This is a genomic window from Paraburkholderia aspalathi, assembly GCF_905220735.1.
Classification (GTDB): Bacteria; Pseudomonadota; Gammaproteobacteria; order Burkholderiales; family Burkholderiaceae; genus Paraburkholderia; species Paraburkholderia aspalathi.
In genome coordinates, this window is the sequence record NZ_CAJNBA010000001.1 from 1634954 (window position 1) to 1655456 (window position 20503).

The 20503-nt window shown below is 60.4% G+C and carries 16 protein-coding genes; 7 read left to right on the forward strand and 9 right to left on the reverse strand.

Translation table 11 applies throughout. The features are described from left to right. Positions 1 to 70 precede the first annotated feature (70 nt). A complete protein-coding gene (locus tag KHO30_RS07265) occupies positions 71 to 1201 on the forward strand; it encodes an ATP-binding protein (protein ID WP_211700434.1) in 1131 nt (376 codons plus the stop codon). 29 nt (positions 1202 to 1230) lie between these two features. Here the strand turns inward: KHO30_RS07265 and KHO30_RS07270 are convergent, their stop codons facing one another. Both KHO30_RS07270 and KHO30_RS07275 read right to left on the reverse strand, forming a co-directional pair. Continuing rightward, positions 1231 to 3561, reverse strand: a complete 2331-nt coding sequence (locus KHO30_RS07270) for a patatin-like phospholipase family protein (RefSeq protein ID WP_211700435.1) — start codon at positions 3559 to 3561, stop codon at positions 1231 to 1233. Positions 3562 to 3744: 183 nt separating this feature from the next. Continuing rightward, complete coding sequence (locus KHO30_RS07275) at positions 3745 to 5211, reverse strand: metallophosphoesterase family protein (protein WP_211700436.1); 1467 nt, start codon at positions 5209 to 5211, stop codon at positions 3745 to 3747. A 354-nt stretch (positions 5212 to 5565) separates the two neighbouring features. On the opposite strand from KHO30_RS07275, the gene KHO30_RS07280 reads away from it, so the two are divergent. Further along, on the forward strand, positions 5566 to 6528 hold the full coding sequence (locus KHO30_RS07280) for a hypothetical protein (protein ID WP_200652717.1): 963 nt from the start codon (positions 5566 to 5568) through the stop codon (positions 6526 to 6528). After that, complete coding sequence (locus tag KHO30_RS07285) at positions 6525 to 6920, forward strand: hypothetical protein (protein WP_244179362.1); 396 nt, start codon at positions 6525 to 6527, stop codon at positions 6918 to 6920. The genes KHO30_RS07280 and KHO30_RS07285 overlap by 4 nt, the downstream gene beginning before the upstream one ends. 89 nt (positions 6921 to 7009) lie before the next feature. On the opposite strand, the gene KHO30_RS07290 is transcribed toward KHO30_RS07285, so the two are convergent. The 5 genes from KHO30_RS07290 to uxuA form a co-directional block, all read right to left on the reverse strand. Further along, a complete protein-coding gene (locus tag KHO30_RS07290; RefSeq protein ID WP_234486853.1) occupies positions 7010 to 7402 on the reverse strand; it encodes a 2-oxoglutarate dehydrogenase in 393 nt (130 codons plus the stop codon). 61 nt (positions 7403 to 7463) lie between these two features. Next, positions 7464 to 9311 (reverse strand): S10 family serine carboxypeptidase-like protein, encoded by a 1848-nt coding sequence (locus tag KHO30_RS07295; RefSeq protein ID WP_211700437.1) that lies wholly within the window; start codon positions 9309 to 9311, stop codon positions 7464 to 7466. 469 nt (positions 9312 to 9780) lie between these two features. Further along, on the reverse strand, positions 9781 to 10998 hold the full coding sequence (locus tag KHO30_RS07300; RefSeq protein ID WP_093634751.1) for a sensor histidine kinase: 1218 nt from the start codon (positions 10996 to 10998) through the stop codon (positions 9781 to 9783). Positions 10999 to 11136: 138 nt separating this feature from the next. Then, positions 11137 to 12453, reverse strand: a complete 1317-nt coding sequence (locus tag KHO30_RS07305; protein ID WP_211700438.1) for an MFS transporter — start codon at positions 12451 to 12453, stop codon at positions 11137 to 11139. An 84-nt stretch (positions 12454 to 12537) separates the two neighbouring features. Next, positions 12538 to 13578, reverse strand: a complete 1041-nt coding sequence (gene uxuA / locus KHO30_RS07310; RefSeq protein WP_211700439.1) for a mannonate dehydratase — start codon at positions 13576 to 13578, stop codon at positions 12538 to 12540. 275 nt (positions 13579 to 13853) lie between these two features. Between uxuA and KHO30_RS07315 the strand changes: the two genes are divergently transcribed. Both KHO30_RS07315 and KHO30_RS07320 read left to right on the forward strand, forming a co-directional pair. Beyond that, positions 13854 to 14585: a FadR/GntR family transcriptional regulator gene (locus tag KHO30_RS07315; RefSeq protein WP_093634749.1), complete on the forward strand. Its 732-nt coding sequence runs from the start codon at positions 13854 to 13856 to the stop codon at positions 14583 to 14585. 408 nt (positions 14586 to 14993) lie between these two features. Further along, positions 14994 to 16154 (forward strand): porin, encoded by a 1161-nt coding sequence (locus tag KHO30_RS07320; RefSeq protein WP_211700440.1) that lies wholly within the window; start codon positions 14994 to 14996, stop codon positions 16152 to 16154. A 132-nt stretch (positions 16155 to 16286) separates the two neighbouring features. Here KHO30_RS07320 and KHO30_RS07325 read toward each other — a convergent pair whose 3' ends face one another. Next, a complete protein-coding gene (locus KHO30_RS07325) occupies positions 16287 to 17180 on the reverse strand; it encodes a LysR family transcriptional regulator (RefSeq protein WP_093634747.1) in 894 nt (297 codons plus the stop codon). Between the two features lie 106 nt (positions 17181 to 17286). On the opposite strand from KHO30_RS07325, the gene KHO30_RS07330 reads away from it, so the two are divergent. Both KHO30_RS07330 and KHO30_RS07335 read left to right on the forward strand, forming a co-directional pair. Further along, positions 17287 to 18162: an aldo/keto reductase family oxidoreductase gene (locus tag KHO30_RS07330; RefSeq protein WP_211700441.1), complete on the forward strand. Its 876-nt coding sequence runs from the start codon at positions 17287 to 17289 to the stop codon at positions 18160 to 18162. Between the two features lie 115 nt (positions 18163 to 18277). Then, the gene (locus KHO30_RS07335) at positions 18278 to 19432 is read left to right on the forward strand and encodes an acyltransferase family protein (RefSeq protein ID WP_211700442.1); all 1155 of its coding nucleotides are present in this window, start codon (positions 18278 to 18280) and stop codon (positions 19430 to 19432) included. Positions 19433 to 19562: 130 nt separating this feature from the next. On the opposite strand, the gene KHO30_RS07340 is transcribed toward KHO30_RS07335, so the two are convergent. Beyond that, entirely contained in the window at positions 19563 to 20477 is a 915-nt protein-coding gene (locus tag KHO30_RS07340; protein ID WP_093634744.1) for a LysR family transcriptional regulator, read from the reverse strand. Positions 20478 to 20503: the final 26 nt, after the last annotated feature.

Consider the following 20503-nt stretch of genomic DNA (forward strand, 5'->3'; position numbering starts at 1 on the left):
TAAGTGCCGCCCCGCACAGGGGCAACACTAATAGACCACTAACGCATTAAAGAACGCGAAGAGAAAAAAAATGCCACCCCCAGCGGAGCAAAAAAAACTAACCCCCTACCGCTATTGCAAATGGCGCTGGCACCGTTTCCGCCGCTCATGGACGGACACCCGAGCAGACAGAATCCCGAGCTGGTCGAGGCTATACCTGCGCGTCTACACACGCCTACTGACACTGACAGTACTGGTGCTAGCAGCATCAATAGCAACCCTGGCCCTGACACTAAAAACCTCACCATCAATCTGGCAAACGCTAACAACACCAGAAGCATCAATCCCAATCACATTGGCAACCCTACTGCTACCAGCAGTAACCGCCTACCGCTGGATGCGCCCAGTCTGGCTAGACCTGGTAATGGTCCGCGAACGCGCAATCGACTTCACAGGCGGCCGCTTCAACACCCGCGCCCGCGAATCGCACAGCGTCATAATCGGCCCACTGGCCCGCACGTTAAACGCCCTTGCCGAACGCATGGAACGCCTGATCGCCGCACAGCGCGAACTCACCAACGGCATCTCTCATGAGCTGCGCACACCTTTGGCCCGCGTGCGCTTCGCGCTAGAAAACCTCCGCGAACCCGCGTCCGCGGCCGAGTACAACAGCGCATTAGCGAGCATCGACCAGGACGTCACCGAGCTCGACGAGCTCATCGACATGAGCCTGACCTACGCGCGCCTCGAATACAGCTCCCTGCAATCGAACCTCGAATCCACCTTGCTCACGGCATGGTTCGACAGCCAGATCACCGACGCCACGCTGCTGTACGCGGACAAGCAACTCGTCCCGCAAGCAGACGTCGACGCATCGCTACGCGTGGTGATGGACAAGCGTCTCATGTCCTACGCAATGCGAAACTTGCTGCGCAACGCGAGCAAATACGCCCATTCGCGGATCATGGTCGGATTGAGCGTCAAGCATGGCAACGTGGAAATCTACGTGGAAGACGATGGCGCAGGCGTGCCGCCTGAACAGCGCGAACGCATTTTCAGTGCCTTCGTGCGGCTCGATCGTCAGACTGGCGGCTACGGGTTGGGTCTCGCGATTACGCAACAGGTGCTGCGCGCCCACCATGGCCGGATCGCCGTGACCGATCCGTTGATGCTAGGCGGAGCACGCTTCGAAATGAGCTGGCCGGTGGGCACAGTGGCGTGAAACACAAAACACACCGTACCCGCGCAGCGTCAATAGGTATGTCCCAACTGGAAGTAAAAGTTATGACGGCCGCCCGGTGCGAACGCTACGCCCAGATAGATCGGTCCGAATGAACTGGTCATCGCGGTGAAGGCAGTCACGCTGCGCTTCAGTGGCCCGCTGCCGAACTGCGAATCGCGGTTCCAGACGTTGCCGGCTTCAAGGCTCAGCCCCGCAAACAGACCGCGAATCGGCGACGCATTGAACGTGGCGAGCTGATTCATATAGGTGATCTGGCCGTACACCATCGAGTTGCCGGACAGTTGGTCGGCAGCATAGGCCGACAGATGCTGGAATCCACCCAGTGTGAAGCCGAACGGATTCGTCAGATTGGTGCCGCCGAAGTCGTTACCCGCTTCGATGCCTGCGTTGATGCTGTGCCGTCCATAGCTCGCTGCAACAAGGCTTTTTCCGTATACCTCGGTGAAGCTGTCGCTGCCCGCGAACAACGAACGTTCCACGCGTAGTTCGCCGAAATAACCTTTGCGGGCAAACAGCGGATCGTCGAGCTGATCGATCACGAGACGTGCGCGCGCGCTAAGCTGCCGTCCGTAGATATCGGGGAACAGCAACGGCGAGTTGAACGCGTCCTCGAGCGGCAAGTTGTATTGCGGCGACGCGTAGCCATGAGCGTATGCCACGCCGATACGGAAGTCGCCGAGACGGGCGAGCGGTACGCCGAAGTCGACCCCGGCGCGCTCGGTTTGCAAGCTGTATTGCGTGATCTTGACGTTGCCGGAATCGTCGTAGAGATTGGCATAGCGGCGCTGAAACTCGAGATAAGGCGCCACGTAATAGCCAAAAGAACTCGACAGTGGTTGCCGCAGCTCCGCATGCAGGTCGATCAGATCGCTGCCAACGGTCCCGTCCACTCGCCCTTCGAGCCCTGACGACGTGAGCCACGGGCGGCGATAACCGAGATGCAGCCGGAAGCCGCCTTCATCTGTCGAGCTGCTCGACAAACCCAGCCCGAACAGCAGGAAATTCGGTCCCCACAGCTTCTGCTGCGCGGAAACAATGAGCGTGTGCGCGTCGCCGTCGTCGACGAGTTGCTGGCTCACGCTGTCGAAGTCACCCGCGGTGGTGAGCGCCAGCAAGTCCTTGTTGAGCGCGACCGGATCGTAGACATCGCCGGTTTTGACATGCAGTGCGGCGCGAATACGTGCCTCAGGTACGTAGCCCTGCGAGGCGATCTCGATCTGCGTGATCCGTACCGGATGCGCCGCGGGCACACCGTGCCGGGCGCGCCACGCGGCGTAGTCGGCGGGCGAAAGCGCCAGATGCTGAAGCTGCGGCATGGCCGCGCGCGTGGCAGCAGCACCGGCGGCGATGGCCTGGCTGGCGTTGGCAAAATCGGTGAAGCTCAGCGAGCCGAGCGCCGGTTCGATCAGGACGTCACCGGCCTGCAGCTGTTCACGTTGCCGCGCAACGTTCTGGTGAATCAGAATGCCGATCATCTGCTGCATCACGTCGGCGGGCGAAGCCAGCGCATCCAGCGGTCGCAGCGGCGAGCCGATATCGACCGCGATCACGACTTTCGCACCCATATCGCGCGCCGTTTCGATCGGCAGATTGCTGACGATGCCGCCGTCCACCAGCGTGCGCCCGTCGATATCGGCCGGAGCGAACAGGCCGGGCAACGCCATGCTGGCGCGAATCGCTTGCGGCAGCGAACCGCGATCGAGCACCACCTTCTGGCCGGTGCGCAGATCGGTTGCGATCGCGCGATAGGGGATCGGCAGCCGGTCGAACGAGACGTTGCCCGGTACGGCGGACGTCCAGTCCTGCAGCAGCGCCTGCAAACGATTGCCCTGCACGAGCCCGACCGGCAAGCGGAAGCCATTGGTGCCGAAGCCGAGCGAAAGGCTGTTCACATACAGCCGCTCGTCTTCACGGCGCGATTGCGGCAGGTCGGCACGGTCGGTGACGTCGAACGCGATGTCCGCGAGATTGATGCCCGCGAGGCGGTTTTGCATGTCCTGCGCCGTCATACCGCTCGCATACAGGCCGCCGACCACGGAGCCCATGCTGGTGGCGGCGATGCAATCGACCGGGATGCGGTTTTCCTCGAGCACCTTCAGTACGCCGAGGTGGGCATAGCCGCGCGCGCCGCCGCCCGACAGCACGAGGCCGACGGAGGGGCGGCCGGCTGGCCCGGCTTCTGCGCTGCACGCGGATTCGGCTGCGAAAGCGGGGCGTGCGACGGCGGCGACCCCACACGCCAGCAACGCCACGGTGCAGTGAAAACGAAGAACGATGGGCCGGCGCCGCGTGTGCGCCGCCGTTTGTTGAAGTTGTTCGCTCGCCAACGCTCGACTCATCTGTTTTGATGCCGGAAGAAAACCGAGAGATTACATGGTTTTGCCCCGGTAAAAACAGGTGATTTTGTGCAAACGCGCGTTTGCGGAAAAACGTAGTCCTGATGCTTTTTATCCGGCATCGCGGCGGAATACGTGTTGCGGCCACGAGCGCGGTCCCTGAAACACGTCCCTCGTTCTTCGCCGCTAGCGGCGCAGCAAAGCTCGCACGGCACGGGCAGCCATCGGACGCCCCAAATCGGATGCGACGAAATGAGCCACTTTGCGCTCGGCGAGGTTGATCGTCACGTAGTCGTTCGGCGCTTTCGTGTTGAGGCCGTCGGACGCCGAGTGATACTCGATACGCAACTGCGTCGCGGTCACGACCACGCGCAGATAGCCGTAGTTGGTGTCGTCATAGTTTTCCAGCACGACCTGATCGGTAGTGGCTGAAGCCGCCTGCATGATTTGCGGCGCACGGATGGCAGGCGCACCTTGTGCAGCGAGCTTGACTAAACCGTGTCCGCCATTCCCGCACACGAGGTAGGGAATCTGCGTGCCGTCCGCATTTCGCGTGCGCGTGAAGCGTTGATAATTGTGTGCATGGCCGGACAGAAATGCATGCGGCCACACACCGTTGGCTTCGCACACCTTGTCGATCTGCGCCAGCATATCGACGCTCGACCCGTGTCCGCCCGCGCTGTACGGCGGATGGTGATCCGCGATCAGCAGGGCGCCAGTGAACTGCTCGGCCTTGACGCGCTTGAGCGCGGCGTCGAGAAAATCGAGCTGAGTACTCCCGATCTTCGGGTCTGAAATCACACCGGGATCTTCGAGCGTGTTGCTGTAAATCACCAGCACGCGCACGAACGGCGCCTCGAGCGTGAAGAAGACGCCGGGCTGGATTTGCGCGGTGCGCGACAAGCCACCGGCTTCGGGCGTAACGGCGAACGTCTCCGCACAAAAATTTCGCAGGAACGCAGTGAGACTCGCGGCGTGCGCTTCCGGCGAGACCATTCCGTCATGATTGCCGGCGCAGGCGAGGATCGGCGCCGGGTAGTCCCGATACGGTTCGTAAAACTGATCGTAATAGTACTGGCTCTCGCCGAAGCTATAGACGACGTCGCCGAGCAACAAGGCGAACTGCGGCACCTCACTGGCGTTGGCTTCGTTGAAATCCGCGGTCAATTTGTCGGCCACTTCGTTCTGCGTCGCCGGGCCTTTCGTATTGCCGCAATCTCCCAGCGCATGAAACACCAATTGTCCGGCGGCTGTGATCCTGTCGATGGCAATTGCGTTGCCGCCCATGACCTCGGCCAGCGTGAGCTGAGGCTCCACGCCGCCTCGCGGTGCGGGAAACGGCAACGGAAACAGTTTGTGCTCTGCATTGAGCTTGTCGATTTCCTTATAGGCCGCGTCGTCCGATGGATGAGGCACACGAAACACCGTCGGGTCCGCGGTCGGCTGAGGCTGTGCGAACACGGGCTTGTCCAGCATCCGCGGACGGAGCGCCGTCGCGCCGACGCTCGCCACGGGCTGGTTCGAACTGCTGGCTAGCGCAGTAGCCTTTTTGCCGGATGCCGCAGCCTTGCTGGGCGACTTTCGTTTGCCTTCTGCTTTCGCCGTGCTTTCTTTTAGCTTGGCCTGGGATTTCGACTCGCGTTTTGCCGACATGAGCGCCTCTTGAGGAAGAGTAAGCGGAGGATTGCGCAAGCGGCTTTCGCCGTTGTGTTCATCGAACCCTACGACATGTGTATTTCGGAAAAGTGTCGCGGCGCTGTCGAAACTGGCCTGCTGAAGCGCTTGGTCCCACGCGCGGAACGGGCGGAGTCTGCCCCTGAAACAATTTATGTCAGCTTATGTCGCGGTGCCTCCGAATCGCCCGGAAAGCCTTGCCCAGCGGGCCCCTGTCGTGGTGAAACAGGGTGACATATCTTCGCTGCTGATTAAATCCAGGCGTCCTTCTATAGTCCGTTTGTCGCCACGCAGCAGTGCGCAGAAGTGGCCCGAAATCAAGAAGGACATACCGTGAAAAACTGTTCGTTCGTCGTCGCAGCCACCGCCGCTTCTCCTGCCTCCGTGACGCCCGCCGCATCCGTACGTGGCGCGCTGCGCAAGCTCGCGCTCACCGCAACCGTTACCGTGCTCGCGCTCAGCAGCGCTTCTGCTTTCGCCTGGTCGCAGCACGGCACCGCCTACACGTCGCGTGGCACCTATAACGGCGCGCGTTACGGCTCGTGTGGCGGCGGTAGCTGTTCGCATGCTGGCGGCGTGGCCGGCCCCTACGGTGGCGTGGCGACCAACACGGGCACGGTGACCCGCAACGCGCCGGGCCAGTTCTCGAATTCGGGCACCGCGACGGGACGCTACGGCAACCAGGTCCAGCACGCCGGCGACACCAACTGCGCGGGCGGCACGTGTTCCCACACCGGCACCCTCACCGGACCCGACGGTAAAACAGCCACGACCTCAGGCGATGTGACCAAAACCGCACCCGGCCAGTATTCGTCGTCCGGGTCGGTCACGGGCTCGAACGGCAACACGGTCAACCACTCGGCATCGACCAACTGCGCGGGCGCGTCGTGCTCACGTTCCGGCACGGTGACCGGGTCTGATGGCGGAACCGTCAATCACTCCGGCACGGCAACGCGTGTAGCACCGGGCGTCGTGACGACGTCGACGAGCGCGACGGGCACCCATGGCAACACCGTGACGACGAGCGGAACGGTCACGACTACCGGCGTCGTTACGACGGGCAGCACGACGGTCGTGGTCGCACCGAAGCCGGTTGTTGTCGTACCGCCGCCAGTCGTTGTTCCGCCGCCGGTTGTGTATGTGCCGCCTCCTCCGGTTGTCTACGTTCCGCCGCCCCCGCCGCCGGCTGTGTATGTCGCGCCGCGTGTTGTCTATGTGGCTCCTGCGCCGCGCCCTGTCGTGTGGGTGCCGGGGCACTGGGTGGGGAATGTCTGGGTGCCGGCGCACTGGTCATGAGTAAAAACGTGCGAGTGAGAACCGGCGATGAGGCCGGCCGGATCGGTCCGCAGTGGATGAGCGAGGAGGGAAGTGCTCGGACGCTGCGGCCACGTTTCAACGCGATACGCACACGGACGCTATGCAAGGTCGGTGCGTTGGCAACGATGATCGTTGCAACGGGGATAGCGATTGCAGTCGGTGAGGGCATCGCAAGCACGGAAACGCCTGCTGTGCACCGAGCGATTGAACCTGAACAGGACTGTTCGGCGAAATATGCAGCGTTGCTTGACCTCGCCGAACTGGCGAGACGTGATGGCAAGTCGTCCGAAGTTGTGATGCGGGGACTGAGCGACCGCGGCGGCGCAATGGGCGACTGTTTGCCGACTGGCGGGAACGCCGGGGCGAGATAAACGAAGCGCGCGAATGGCCGAAGCGGCCATTCGCGAATTGTCAAAAGCGGTCTTTTAGAAAAGGCATGCCTTTGACCAACGGCCGGTCGCTACCGGCCCTGCTGCTGCAGATACTGCCTGACATCGCTCATGGTCACGCTTCCTTTGTGGCTCGTGTCGATCTGATCGAAGTGCTTGGCAACGTAGCCGAGCCCCGCGGTCTGAGCCTGCGTTTTCGTGACCGCGGCGCCATTGCTGAGAGCCGTGTTCGCTCCCAGTCGCGCTTCAAGCCGCTGCTGGGCTTCCTGCTGCAGCGCCGTGCCGGTCGTCGGCGTGACGGGAGCAGCACGGTTTTGAGGAAAGAACGGACCGTCGACTCCCCTGGCCCCGTTTGGCGGCGTCGCCGGCGCTACCGCTTGCGGCGGTAACGCATGCGCGCTGCCAACAAAGCAGCAGAGGGCGATCAACGGGGAGACACGCCGCAACATATCGATAAGGGACATGATGACTCGCATTGATTGAGTGAATAGAGTAGCGCGAACGAGGCGCATCGCGTCAGTTCAGTCAGGGTGCCGTGACTTGCGCCGTGGCAGTAGCGGTCGGCTGACTGGCTGGGCTCTCGTCGCGCCACGGCGGCGGCAGCGTCCAGAGGGCGAGCGCATCCGGAAGCGGCGTGCCGCGGTAGAAGCGCACCAGATCCCGTTTCATCAGCGGACGGGCGACGTCATCCAGATAGATCATATGTCCGCCCTGGAAGAAGTTGACCTGCAAATCCGGATTCAGACCGGGTACCGTCTGCAGCCGTGCCAGTTGCTTCTCGGTATTGAAGAACGGTGTGGCCAGATCGTGAAAGCCGTTTTCCGAGAGTACCCTGAGCTGCGGATTGAGCGTCAACGCGCCCAGCAGATCCGGGATCGTATCGGGCAAGGGCTTTCCGTCATGCGAGAAATCCCATACCTCGATGATGTTGTCGTTCAGCGGCAAGTAGGTCGCGTTCGGCGCTGTGTAGCCGAGGTAGTCAGGCATCTGCGTCGCCAGAGCCGTGGTGAACGGCTGGGAGATCAGGATGTCGGACGGGTCCCCGTCGTTTTGCAGACGCGGATCCGAGTTCGGCAATGACACGCGTCCGTCGTACCGGCCGATCGTCGTGCCTGGTATGAGGCTCGTCGAGAACGGGTTGGCGCCGAAGTAGCCTTGTAGCGCCTGCAGGGTCAAACTGGATGGCAAGGCCCACGACTGAAGCGTTTTCGCATTGGGGAACACCGGCGTGCCCAGAGCGTCCGGTATACCGAGCTGACTGAGCACCCACGACTGCGAGTACCGCCTGAACTTGTTGTATTCGTTCGTGACGAACAGGCTTGCCTGGTATGCGTAAAGGTCCTGATTGAGCGGCGCCGGCGACACCTGGTTGTAGTAAGCCGCTACTTCCGCGTAACCGGGGAAATAGCCCGCCAGCGTATCCGTATCCAATGCCAGCGCGCTCGTCGAGTTCGTGATTGCAACGGCCTCGATCGCATCTGCGAAATAGTTCAGGATTGCAGACTGAAGGACGATGCCGGTCAGATGCACGCCGGCCGATTCGAGCGCCAATGCGAGCATGTCGGTGCGCGGCGTGCCATATGACTCGCCGTACAGATAAATCGGCGAGCTGCTGCGACTGTTGACCGTCAGATAGCGCTGGATAAAGTCGCGCATGATGTTGACGTCCGCGTCGGTCGTCCAGTACTTCTGGTTCGTATTCGGCAGAATCGCCTCGGACAGACCGGTTCCGGGCGGGTCGATGAAGACCATGTCCGTGGTGTCGATCAGGCTCTCCTTATTGTCGACGAGCGGATAATTCGGCCAGTTCCCGAACACCGGGTCAGGTGTGGCAACCCGCGTCGGCGCGAACGATCCGAGCCGCAACCAGATGGAAGAGGACCCGGGGCCACCGTTGTAGACGAACGTGACAGGCCGCGGCGAGCCGTTCGTACTCGGCACGGTGTACGCGACATAGGACATCGTGGCTTCGGGGTTGCCGCTCGAATCGGTGGCGGTCAAATGGCCGGTCGTGGTGGTGTAGTTGATCGGCGTTCTGCCTTGGGTCCACTGGTAGTGCATGACCGCAGCTTTCTCGGACGCCTGAGCCGGCGCGAGGCCATCTGTGGCATTGCCCGAATAGGCGACCGGGTCGATATAGGTTTGATTGGCCGTTGGCGATTGCGACTGCGCGGCGGCCTGTGCGGTGAGCTGCTGATTCGCTGCAGTCTGCTGCATGCTCACAGCCGTGCCGGAGGACGAACCGCCGTCCCCTCCGCCGCATCCGCCGAGAAGCAGGATCGCGACTGTTAATGTGCCCAGGCTCGTTCCCAGGCCCGGCAGCCTGTTTTGGCGATGTTGGCTATTGCCGGAAAGACGCTCGTCTCGTTTCATCTCTATCCTTGGTGGTGGGTTCAGATACCGTTTCACAAAGGCCGCTATCGCCGATGAAAATACATCGGAGTTCGAAATATTAGTGATGCATCGTCGGCATGCAGCGGTGAGACCAACTTACTTCAAAGCGCATAGATTCAGATCTCTATGCAGTATGCGTAGAATAACTAAATATCTGGATTGGATATTCCGGTTCTTTTCGGGGCATTTTTCCGCAATCGAATATTCGTATATTGGCGGCAGATGAAAAATAGGTGACGCCACCAGCCTTTGTCAAGGATGTACCGGATTTCCGTAATTGCAACTTCGGGAAATTGTGCTTGAAGTCGCGCAGGGCCCGGCCGGTCGGGGCGTGACGCGTGTGTGAGTTAATCGATTATTTATTACGAAGTTAAATGTGTTTGTTTGTTAATCGTAATAATTAAAATGTACTGATCATCCGGTTTGGGTGCCGGATGCCGACAGGTAGTTATTCGGCTTCGGTGAGCACGAGCGGGAACCGGATTTCGAACGTCGTTCCAACGCCTTCGTGTGACGCAAAATCAATCTGGCCGTTTAGCACGCGGCACAGCTCCTTGACGATCGCAAGGCCGAGACCCGTGCCGGGAATATCGTCGCCTGCAGCGCGCTCGAATTCGTCAAAAACGCGGTTCGCGTCCGCAGGGGCGATGCCCACGCCGGTATCCGACACGCGAATCGACCAGTGCTCCGCATCGGCCATGGCGAAGGCAAGTTGGATCTCGCCGGACTTCGTGTACTTCGTCGCGTTGGAGAGCAGATTGACTGCAATCTGCTTAAGCTTGAGACGACTGGACGTGACTACGGATAGCGCCGGATCGAACGCTGCATGTAGCTTAAGTCCTTTGGCTTCGATGGCCGGGCGCGAGGAGGCGACGAGCTCATCGTAAAGCGCATGCAGATCCACTGGCTCGAATGTGTTCGGCGTGCCGTCGCCGAGCACGACGGAGTACTCGACCATCTGGTCAACGAGTTGCTTCATATCCGCAGCTTGCCGGTTGGCCAGCGTCAGTGCTATGTCGGCCTTTGAAGGCGCCCGTTCGATCAGTTGCAGCGCAACCGAAAACGCGTTCAGAAAATTGCGCAGATCGTGAACCACGCTGCGGGTGATCTGCATGCGCGACTCGTAAAGATCTCCGACCAGCCGCTGCTTGAGGGTCAGTTCGTGATTGGCGCGCTCGAGCCTGCCGGTGTATTCATCGATCTTGCGGTCCCGTTCGCTGACCACCTCCTTGATCGATGTGAGCGTCACCATGCTGAGCGTTTCCGCGATCAGGCGCCGCGCCCGTCCTTCATGGCGGCGTGTGAACGTACTGTCCTGCTCGGCGAATTCTTCCAGCGCGTCAGCGAGCACCTGATGGAACAGATCGAGCTCGCGCACGAGTTCCTCGATCCGGTAGCCCTGACGCCAGCGGACCAGGCCGTGTTTTCTCGCATCGCGTTCGATCGCCGGCTCGACGCGTTCGAGATCTTCGACGTCGAGCGCAAGGCATAGTCCTTCGAGAATTTCCGGCAGGTGATCGGCGAGTTGTTGGTAGGTGAGCTTGTCCGCTTCGACGAGGTCGACATCGCCGAAAACGGTTTTCATCCATTGCGCTGTCAGGCGCGTCCGCTGCTCGCGAACGAAATCGGCAAATTTGCGCAGCGGGGTAACGCGTGTTTCGGTCATAGTCGGTGCATCGGGGGTGAAGGTCCTAACAGAAGTTTCTGCCCCATTATGGCCGCAATTGCTGATTGTGGAACATGCTCTTGCGTAAGCCAGGCCAGATGAACACCAGGTTCAACCCGGCGGTCCCGATGTAGTTGTTCACGCGGCTTCATGTCCGGCAATCTTTGCCGTTCGCGTGCGGGGGAGTAAAGGCAAGGGCTCGACCTTACCGACAACGAACAGATACGACAGGGCGCCGACCACGCATAGCGAGCCCGCAACCATCAGCGGAATCACAAACGAACCCTTTGTGATCGCCAGCATGACCCCGGTAAATGTGGTGATAAAAATCCCGGCGAGATTCCCTGCAAAGTTCTGAATGCCGCCGAGCGACGCCACATGAGCGGGTGTCGGCGCCACTTCGCCAACCAGGGTCCATACATTAGCGCCGGCGAACGACAAGCTGGCGTAGGCAAGCGCGAACAGTGCGAGACATGCCCACGTGCTCTGAACCAATACCGACAACGCAATCGACGACGAGAGAAGCATGCCGATCACAAGGCATGTCTTGCGAGCCGCGGTTGCGCTCCATCCGCGCTTGAACAGACTGTCCGACACGAGGCCGCCAAGCCAGCCGCCAGGAATGGCCAGCAGCGCCGGCAGCATGCCCCATGTGCCGAGTGACGCGAGCGAGAATCCACGTGACTGCAGCAGATAACTCGGGAACCACGTGATGAAAAAATAAATCGCGAAGTTGAGACAGAAGAGCCCGATCATCATGCCCCACACCGTGCGGTAGCGAAACAGATCGAGCCACGATACCGTGCCGGCGTTCTCGTCTGACGTAACGGCTGCGGCAGGGGCGGCACGCTGTGCCAGCAGGGCGTCGACGGCCGCAGGCGCAATCGCTCGGTAGCGCTCCGGGTCACGATAGATGAACCACCAGGCGAGCGCCCACACCACACCAAGGCCCCCTGTGATCACGAACGAGCCACGCCAGCCGACAAGCGATATCAACCACGCAACCAGGGGCAGCGAGAGCGCTGAGCCGACGCGCGAGCCGCTATCGAAGATGCTGCTCGCAAGCCCACGCTCGCTGCGCGGAAACCAGTTGAACGCAACCTTGGCGAACGACGGAATCGCCGCGGCTTCGCCGACGCCGAGCATCAGTCGCACGCCCACGAGTTGCGCGAGACCGCGAGCCGCGCCGGTCGCGATCGTGAAGGCCGACCACCAGCCGACCGCCAGCGCCAGACTCACGCGCACGCCGACCTTGTCGATGAACCAGCCGGCCGGCAGTTGCAGGAACGCGTAGGTCCAGAAGAACGCGCTGAGCACGAGCCCCATGCCGACGGCGTCCAGACCCAACTCCGCGCGAATGCTCGGCGCGGCGATCGCCAGGTTGGCCCGATCGACAAAGTTGATGACGTTGGCGAGGAAACACATGAAGATCATGGTCCATCGGATGCGTGGCATGGGAGTCTCCGTTTTTTATAGCGTTATGGCGGCGCCGGCTGGCAGGGCGCCGGCGCCTTTGGTCTGGATCGTTTTATTCGGGCTTCAGGAAAGCTTGTCCATCGCTTCCCACAAGCCGTTGATATACACGGCACCGAGCGCGCGGTCGTACAAGCCATAGCCAGGCTTGCCGGTTTCGCCCCAGATCATGCGGCCATGGTCCGGGCGGAAATAGCCTGTGAATCCGGTGTCGTGATACGCCTTCACGATCGCGGCGATATCCAGCGAGCCGCAGCTAGACAGGTGGGCCGATTCTTCGAAATCGCCCTCGGGCGTGATCTTCACATTGCGAATGTGCGCGAAGTGGATGCGCCCCATGCCGCCGAATTCGCGCACGAGTGCTTCCACGTTGTTCTGCGGTCCGGCGCCGAGCGAACCGGAGCAAAGGGTGAGGCCGTTCGCCGGCGAGTCCACGATCCCTACGATGCGCGCGAGGTCGTCACGGTTCTTCACGATACGGGGCAATCCGAAGATAGGGCGCGGCGGGTCGTCCGGATGAATGGCCATTTTCATGCCGCATTCTTCGGCGACGGGAATGATCGCTTTCACGAAATATTCCAGATGCTGCCAAAGCCTTGTTTCGTCGACTTCGCGGTACTCGGCGAGCAGCGCTTTCAATTGTTCGGGCTTGTAGCTCGAATCCCAGCCGGGTAGCGCAATGCCGTTGTTCGGATCGATCTCGTCGATTTCCTTCGTGCTGAACGCGAGGCATGTCGAACCGTCTTCGAGCGTTTTCGACAGTTCCGTGCGGGTCCAGTCGAACACCGGCATGAAGTTGTAGCAGATGACCTTGATGCCCGCCGCCGCGAGGTTCCGGATGGTCTGCTGATAGTTGGCGATGAGACGGTCACGGCCCGGCTTGCCGAGCTTGATGTCTTCATGCACGGGCACCGATTCGACAACTTCGAACCGAAGCCCGGCCGCTTCGATCGTCGACTTCAGCGCGGCGATCCTGTGCGCGGGCCACACTTCGCCCACTGGCTCGTCGTAGATGGCGGACACGATATCCGTCATGCCGGGAATCTGGCGAATGTACTGCAGCGTGACGGGATCGGACTCGCCGTACCACCGGAAAGACATCTTCACGATTTCACTCCTTGGGTTGATTGCACCAGCCTTGCTGGCTCGGGAGGGAACGCGTTGTCCGGTCTCCCGATTCAGGCGGATTATGATTGGTTGACCAATTTGAGGCGATAGTGGTTTACCAGTCTATTTCCGTGCTGAGCCTTGTCCCTGCGTGATGAGCGGGCGGTTGGCGTTGATTTCAACGAAGGGAAAGCTGCTGGCGGACGAAAGTGGTGTACCATTTTTTGCGCGAGGGCCACAGATGGCGCCTCGCTATGCCTATCCACGAGCACTTGATGACCGATTTCTCCACCCAGCCATTCGCCCACAGACAGGACGCAGAAGCCACGGACCGCTCGTACATCGGCCTCGCGAAACAGATCCACGCGTTGATCGCGGCGTCTGGAGAGTTCGAAGCGGGTTCGAGATTGCCCTCGGAGCGCACCCTGGCCGACAAATTCGGCGTGAGCCGCACGCAGGTTCGCGAGGCGATCATCGCGCTGGAGGTGCAAGGTGTGGTCGAAGTGCGCGGCGGGTCGGGCATCTATGTGTCGGCAGGCATCGGCGCCAAGCCAGTGACCTTCGAGCTGCCACGCGGCCCCGGCCCGATCGAAACGCTGCGTGCGCGTGCGTTAATCGAATCCGAAGTGGCGGCGCTCGCGGCAACCGAGCGCAAGGACAGCGACCTCGACCGTATCTTCTCCGCGCTCACCACAATGCGCGAGCAGATGCATGACAAGCAGGCTAACGACGCGGCTGATCGTCAGTTTCATATGCGCATTGCCGAAGCGACCGGCAATGCGGTCCTGTTGCATATGGTCACCGCGATGTGGGACTGTGCGCGAAGCGATCCGCTGTGGGCCAAGATCGAGGAGCACTTTCATACGCCGGCGATGCGGGCGGCGTCACAGGAAGATCATCAGCGTATCTTCGCTGCCATCATGGGCCGCGATCCAGTTGCAGCGCGAGAGGCAATGCAGTCGCATCTGTCCCGCGTGGTGGGGGAGTTTACTCAAGCGTGGCGATAAGGATGCGCGCCTTTTACGCTTGACATGGCGCGTTGTCTGAACGTGCCATTTACGTGTTCTTTTTCCACCACGACACTTTTATTTTTGACGCGGAATTTATTTTCACCGTCATATGATTGCACTGTTCATTTTCGGCAGCGGCTCGCAAGATACGCCTGCGTAATTCAATTGAAAACCATGTTGTAGTCAGCACGCGCTACCCACACGTTATTAAATGCGCCACACGCAATAATCAATAAACAATATCGGATGTTTTCGCAATTCTCATGGCATCGGCCATGCGAATGCGTTGCCTATCCGTTGCCCATGCGTTCGTAGATCCTGTTGGCGGCCAACGCGCTCGCCAGTGGGAATCGAACGCACACAATTAATTACGTTCAACATCGCTCAATCACGGAGCCAACAGTTATGAAAAAGTCTTTACTCGTGGTCGCGCTTTCCGGCGCCTTTGCTATTTCGGCGCATGCGCAAAGCAGCGTGACGCTCTATGGCCTCATTGATGCAGGATTGGTCTACACGAACAATCAGGGTGGGCATAGCAACTGGCAGGAAGTGAGCAGCTCGACGCAAAACACGGTCTTCGGCCTCAAGGGTTCGGAGGATCTCGGTGGCGGCTTGCATGCGGTCTTCAAGCTGGAGCAGGGATTCCTTTTGAATAACGGAGCCCAGGCTTTCTCCGGCGATGGTTTCGGCTCTCAGGCGTGGGTCGGTCTGCAAAGCGATCCATACGGCACGGTGACGTTCGGCCGCCAGTTTGACGTGATGAACGACCTGGTCGGTCCGCTCACGGCGGAGTTCAACACGTGGGGCGGCAACATGGCTGCGCATCCGTTCGAAAACGACAATCTTGCCGCCAATTCGGTCGTCTTCAACAACACGGTCAAGTTCACGAGCCCGACGGTCCGCGGCGTCACATTCGAAACGATGTATGCCTTCAGCAATAAGGCCGGCAGCTTCGCGAACAACCGCTCATACGGCTTCGGTGTGTCCTATGCGCAGGGGCCCGTCAATCTTGCTGCCGGCTACCTGCAATTGAATAACGCGGGCAGCGCGGGCGGCGCCGCTACCACGGGCGACACCAGTGCGAACTTCCTTGCACAGCGCCAGCGTATCTGGTCGCTTGGCGGCAACTACACGTTCGGACCGGCTACCGTAGGCCTCGTCTGGAGCCATACGCAGATGGACAACGCGTCGGGCGTCTTCTCGTTCGGAACCGGCACTTACCTCGGTGCGAACGACGCTTCCGCCGGAACCCTGAGCGGCTCGCTGCGCCTCGACAACTACGAAGCGAACGTCAAGTACGCGCTCACGCCTGCGTTGACTTTATCGGGCGCGTATACCTACACGCATGGCGCGTATAACGGCTCGTCGCCGGGATGGAATACGGGGATGCTTCAGGCCGACTATTCGATCAGCAAGCGCACCGACTTCTATCTTGAAGGCGTCTATCAGAACGTGCACGGCGCACCGGCCGATTCCGTGCTCTCGCATGCCATGATCAACACGCTCTCGCCTTCGTCGACGAATACGCAGGTAGCTGTTACGGTGGGGATGCGTCACGCATTCTGATCGGCCTCGCGTCACGCGATCCGTTACGACGGATGCCTGCACTTTGGCAGGTATCCGTCGACACTGACGGTTTCATGCGTGCGATGGTCTGCACGGGTTCTTAACGGCTGAACCGCAGTTAAAAGGCTCACGCTAATCACCGGCCTTCAGGAAATCGACAAATGCGCGCAACGGTGCCGGCAAATGACGCCGGCCCGGATAGTACAGAAACGGCCCAGAAAAGCGCTGCCACCACGGCTCCAGAATCGGCTCCAATGCCCCGCTATCGAGATGCGGGCGCAGCATGTCCTCGAACAGGTGAATCACCCCCACGCCGGCGACAGCGGCACTGACTGCGAGGTCGATTGCAGCGCCGGGTCTGACGAGAAGCGGTCCCGACGGATTCAGTTGCACCACCTCGCCGTCACGCTCGAAATACCAGGTCGGCGTAGCGCCGCCGGCAAACTGGCCACGCAAGCACGCATGAGCCAGCAGGTCGCGCGGATGCTCGGGTCTGCCATGCGTGTCGAGATAGCCGGGCGTCGCGGCGGTAGCGAAGCGCTGCACACGTGGACCGATCGGCATCGCGATCATGTCCTGCTCGAGCCGCTCGTCGTAGCGAATGCCCGCGTCGCAACCGATCGACAGCACATCGACGAAGCCATCCTCCACCACCACCTCCACGCGTATGTCGGGATAGGCCTTCAGGAACTGGGGAATGACGGTCGGCAACACGATGCGTGCGGCGCTCGACGGCACGTTGAGTTTGAGCGTGCCGCTCGGCTTGTCCCTGAACCGGTTCAGGACATCCAGCGCGGCTTCCATCTCGCTGAACAATGGCGTCAGCTTTTCGATCAGACGTAATCCGGCTTCGGTCGGGGCTACGCTGCGTGTGGTTCGGTTGAGCAGACGCATACCCAGCTTCGACTCGAGACGGCGCACGGCAATGCTTAGGCTGGAGGCGGAGACGCCGCTGGTGCGCGCGGCGTCACGAAAGCCGCCGGCGCGCGCGACCGAGACGAAGGCGGCAAGATCGTTGAATTCCATGGCCATTGTTCAAAATGTTTAACAACCTGTGCAATTTAGGCCTGGTTATCGAACAATGCAATCCTCGTCATACTGCCGCTCAACCTCTCACCTCAAGGAGCGCGCTATGTCGAACTTCAGCCCTGTGGACACATTCCCGCTGGCTGGCCACCCCATGCGACGCATGGGCTATGGCGCCATGCAATTGGCCGGACCCGGCGTATTCGGACCGCCGAAAGATCGCGACGCGGCGTTCGCCGTGCTGCGCGAAGCGGTGGCGTCGGGCGTCAATCACATCGATACGAGCGACTTCTACGGCCCTCACATCACCAACCAGCTGATTCGCGGAGCACTGCATCCGTATCCGGATGACCTCGTGATCGTCACCAAGGTTGGCGCGGTTCGTGGCAGCGATGGCTCGTGGTTGCCGGCGCTCGAGCCGGAAGATATCGAGCGGGGCGTTCACGACAACCTTCGCAATCTCGGTCTCGATGCACTCGACGTCGTCAATATGCGAATCATGGGCGACGTGCATGCCCCGTCCGAAGGCTCGATTGAAAAGCAGGTCGTGGCGCTTGCCGAACTTCAGCAACGAAGGCTGGTTCGCCATATCGGCTTGAGCAATGCAACCGCGACTCAGGTTGCCGAGGCACAGGGCATCGCGGAGATCGTCTGCGTACAGAATCACTACAACCTGGTTCACCGTGAAGACGATGCGCTGGTCGACGAACTGGCAGCGAAGGGCATCGCCTATGTACCGTTCTTCCCGCTTGGCGGATTCACGCCGATCCAGTCGTCAGCGCTTTCCACGATCGCGCAAAAGATCCGCGCGACGCCGATGCAGGTGGCGCTCGCCTGGCTCCTGCATCGCGCGCCCAACATCTTGCTGATTCCGGGTACTTCGTCGGTAGGGCATCTGCGGGAAAACATGCAGGCAGCACACTTGAAATTGACTGACGAGGTGCGCGCTGAACTGGACGCAATTGGCGAATCGCTCAGGTAATTCGCGCCAAACTACCCAAACGTTCCGCCATCACAGCAGGAATTGCCGCATGGTGTGCAGGTTTTGCCGGATTGCGATGGTAGATTGAGCCCCGCGTAATCAGGAGGCGATACTGATGGCGGTGAGCTTGAACCAGTCCGGCGGTGCGTTTCCCGCGTTGACCAGTATCCGGTTCATGGCCGCATTTGCGGTTGTCATCTCGCACTACTCAGAAAATCAACTCCTGCCGTTGCCGGCCTCCGTCTTTAACTTCCTGGACGGGGGCCGTTCTGCTGTGTCGCTGTTCTTCGTCCTTTCCGGTTTTATCCTCACCTTCACCTATCGCGACAAACTCGTCCACGGAGGCGTTCGGACTTTTTACGAGGCACGTATCGCACGGATCTATCCGGTGATCCTGCTCGGCCTTCTGATGTGCGTTCCGGTGGTGATCTACCTTCTGCATGCTGCCGATACTTCGCTGATGCTGAAGTGGTATGCCCTCAAGAGTGCAATCTACCCGGCATTGGCCATTAGCCTGATTTGTCAGTTGCTTCTACTCAATGCATGGTTTCCTTTTTCGGCCATCAATCAACCCTGGAACGGACCGTCAGACAGCGTCTCCTGCGAGGCATTCTTTTATCTGCTGTTCCCGTTTCTGGTGCGCAGGATGGCTGGGTTGAGGCCTGCACGGCTCGCATTTTTTTGCATTGCGTTGTGGCTCGCGACTGGAATGTGGATCGCGCTGCTGGATGCCTATATGCCGGTCTCACGCAGCGGCGCGATGATTTACGCCATGCCAGTGACGCGGCTCGCGGAGTTCGTCATGGGCATCTGTTCGGCTCTTTACTACCAGCACCTTCAGGCAAGCGCCGGATCGCAGCATGTCAGGGGCAAGGCGCTTGTGGTCCTGGCTTTGACGGGTCTCGTGGGACTGAGCGTATGGAGGCCCGTGTCACCTTCGTTCTTCATCGACGCTCCGTTTTTTGCTGCACTGATACTGGGCCTCGCGCTACTGGAGCGGCCTGTTGTGGGCATATTGAGCTGGCGGCCTCTGGTGCGGTTAGGCGAGGCGAGCTATTCGCTTTATCTCACGCACATGCCCATCGCACTCTGGTCGTTGATGATCGGATTCGGACGATCGAATGGATGGATTGTGATTGTCTTTAGTGTGCTGGTAAGCCTGCTCTGCTTCAAATTCTACGAAGAGCCCATCCGCAAGCGCATCAAGGCACGCTTTGCGGATATGGCGACGCGGGTTCCCAATGGCGAACCGGGACAGTCGGTGATTTGATTTGAATAGCTTCGTTGCGAAGGCCACGCCATCGTGTATACGGGATTGAACGGCGGTCGATTCAAGCCGCGCGATTTTCAGCCGCTCATTGCGTTGGCGCCGACCTGTGCTTCGGCGCATACACAGGCGTTCAAGTCGCCACCGCGTCCACAATGCATTCCCGCAACCATTGGTGCGCCGGATCTCGATGGGAGCGCTCGTGCCAGAGCATCGCCATTTCATATCCCGGCACTTCAACCGGTGCCTCGACGACCCTGAGCGCGCCATTGCCGCGCACCAATCGCGCCGGCACCATCGCCACGAGGTCGGTGCTCGCGAGGACTGACATCACGAACAGGAAGTGCGGAACCGAAAGCACAACCCTGCGCGTGAGACCCACCTCAGCCAGTGCCTCATCCGTGACGCCGCTAAACCCGCCACCATCCGGCGACACGATCACGTGCTCCAGTTTGCAGAACTGGGCAAGCGTTGGCCGGCGTTTCAGGCGCGGGTGATCCGCGCGGCCTGCCAGCACATACCGCTCCTTGAAAAGCAATCGCCCGCGCAATTCGGGCGGCGCGCCTTCGCTGGTATGAAACGCCAGATCGATGTCTCCCTGTTCCGCCTGCTTCGCGATGCGTGGCGGAGCAGCTTCCACGATCGCGAGCCGCGTGCCGGGCGCGGCCGCGCGCAAGCTGGAAAGGACGGGCAGCAGGATCGTCGATTCGGCATAGTCGGTCGCGGCAACGCGCCATGTATGACTCGCTTCGGCTGGATTAAACGGGCTGGCTGGCGATACCGCGTGCTCAAGTGCGTCGAGCGCCTGGCGCAAAGGTTCGCGCAATTCTTCGGCTCTCGCGGTGGGGCGCATGCCTCGGGGACCCGGCAGCAACAACGGGTCGCCAAAGATATCCCGCAGCTTGGCAAGATGCACGCTCACCGAGGGCTGAGAGAAGTTCAGGCGTTCGGCTGCGCGGGTCACATTGTGCTCCGACAACAGGACATCGAGTGTTACCAGCAGGTTGAGATCCAGCCGTCTGAGATTATTCATAGCAATACCTGACATATTGGTTATTCATTTCCAATATACCG

Coding starts and splice junctions, on each gene's coding strand:
- KHO30_RS07285 (WP_244179362.1), top strand. CDS start 6,525: ATGAGTAAAAACGTGCGAGTGAGAACCGGCGATGAGGCCGGCCGGATC.
- KHO30_RS07330 (WP_211700441.1), top strand. CDS start 17,287: ATGTCGAACTTCAGCCCTGTGGACACATTCCCGCTGGCTGGCCACCCC.
- KHO30_RS07275 (WP_211700436.1), bottom strand. CDS start 5,211: ATGTCGGCAAAACGCGAGTCGAAATCCCAGGCCAAGCTAAAAGAAAGC.
- KHO30_RS07315 (WP_093634749.1), top strand. CDS start 13,854: ATGACCGATTTCTCCACCCAGCCATTCGCCCACAGACAGGACGCAGAA.
- KHO30_RS07295 (WP_211700437.1), bottom strand. CDS start 9,311: ATGAAACGAGACGAGCGTCTTTCCGGCAATAGCCAACATCGCCAAAAC.
- KHO30_RS07305 (WP_211700438.1), bottom strand. CDS start 12,453: ATGCCACGCATCCGATGGACCATGATCTTCATGTGTTTCCTCGCCAAC.
- KHO30_RS07265 (WP_211700434.1), top strand. CDS start 71: ATGCCACCCCCAGCGGAGCAAAAAAAACTAACCCCCTACCGCTATTGC.
- KHO30_RS07290 (WP_234486853.1), bottom strand. CDS start 7,402: ATGTCCCTTATCGATATGTTGCGGCGTGTCTCCCCGTTGATCGCCCTC.
- KHO30_RS07300 (WP_093634751.1), bottom strand. CDS start 10,998: ATGACCGAAACACGCGTTACCCCGCTGCGCAAATTTGCCGATTTCGTT.
- KHO30_RS07320 (WP_211700440.1), top strand. CDS start 14,994: ATGAAAAAGTCTTTACTCGTGGTCGCGCTTTCCGGCGCCTTTGCTATT.
- KHO30_RS07340 (WP_093634744.1), bottom strand. CDS start 20,477: ATGTCAGGTATTGCTATGAATAATCTCAGACGGCTGGATCTCAACCTG.
- KHO30_RS07335 (WP_211700442.1), top strand. CDS start 18,278: ATGGCGGTGAGCTTGAACCAGTCCGGCGGTGCGTTTCCCGCGTTGACC.
- KHO30_RS07325 (WP_093634747.1), bottom strand. CDS start 17,180: ATGGAATTCAACGATCTTGCCGCCTTCGTCTCGGTCGCGCGCGCCGGC.
- KHO30_RS07270 (WP_211700435.1), bottom strand. CDS start 3,561: ATGAGTCGAGCGTTGGCGAGCGAACAACTTCAACAAACGGCGGCGCAC.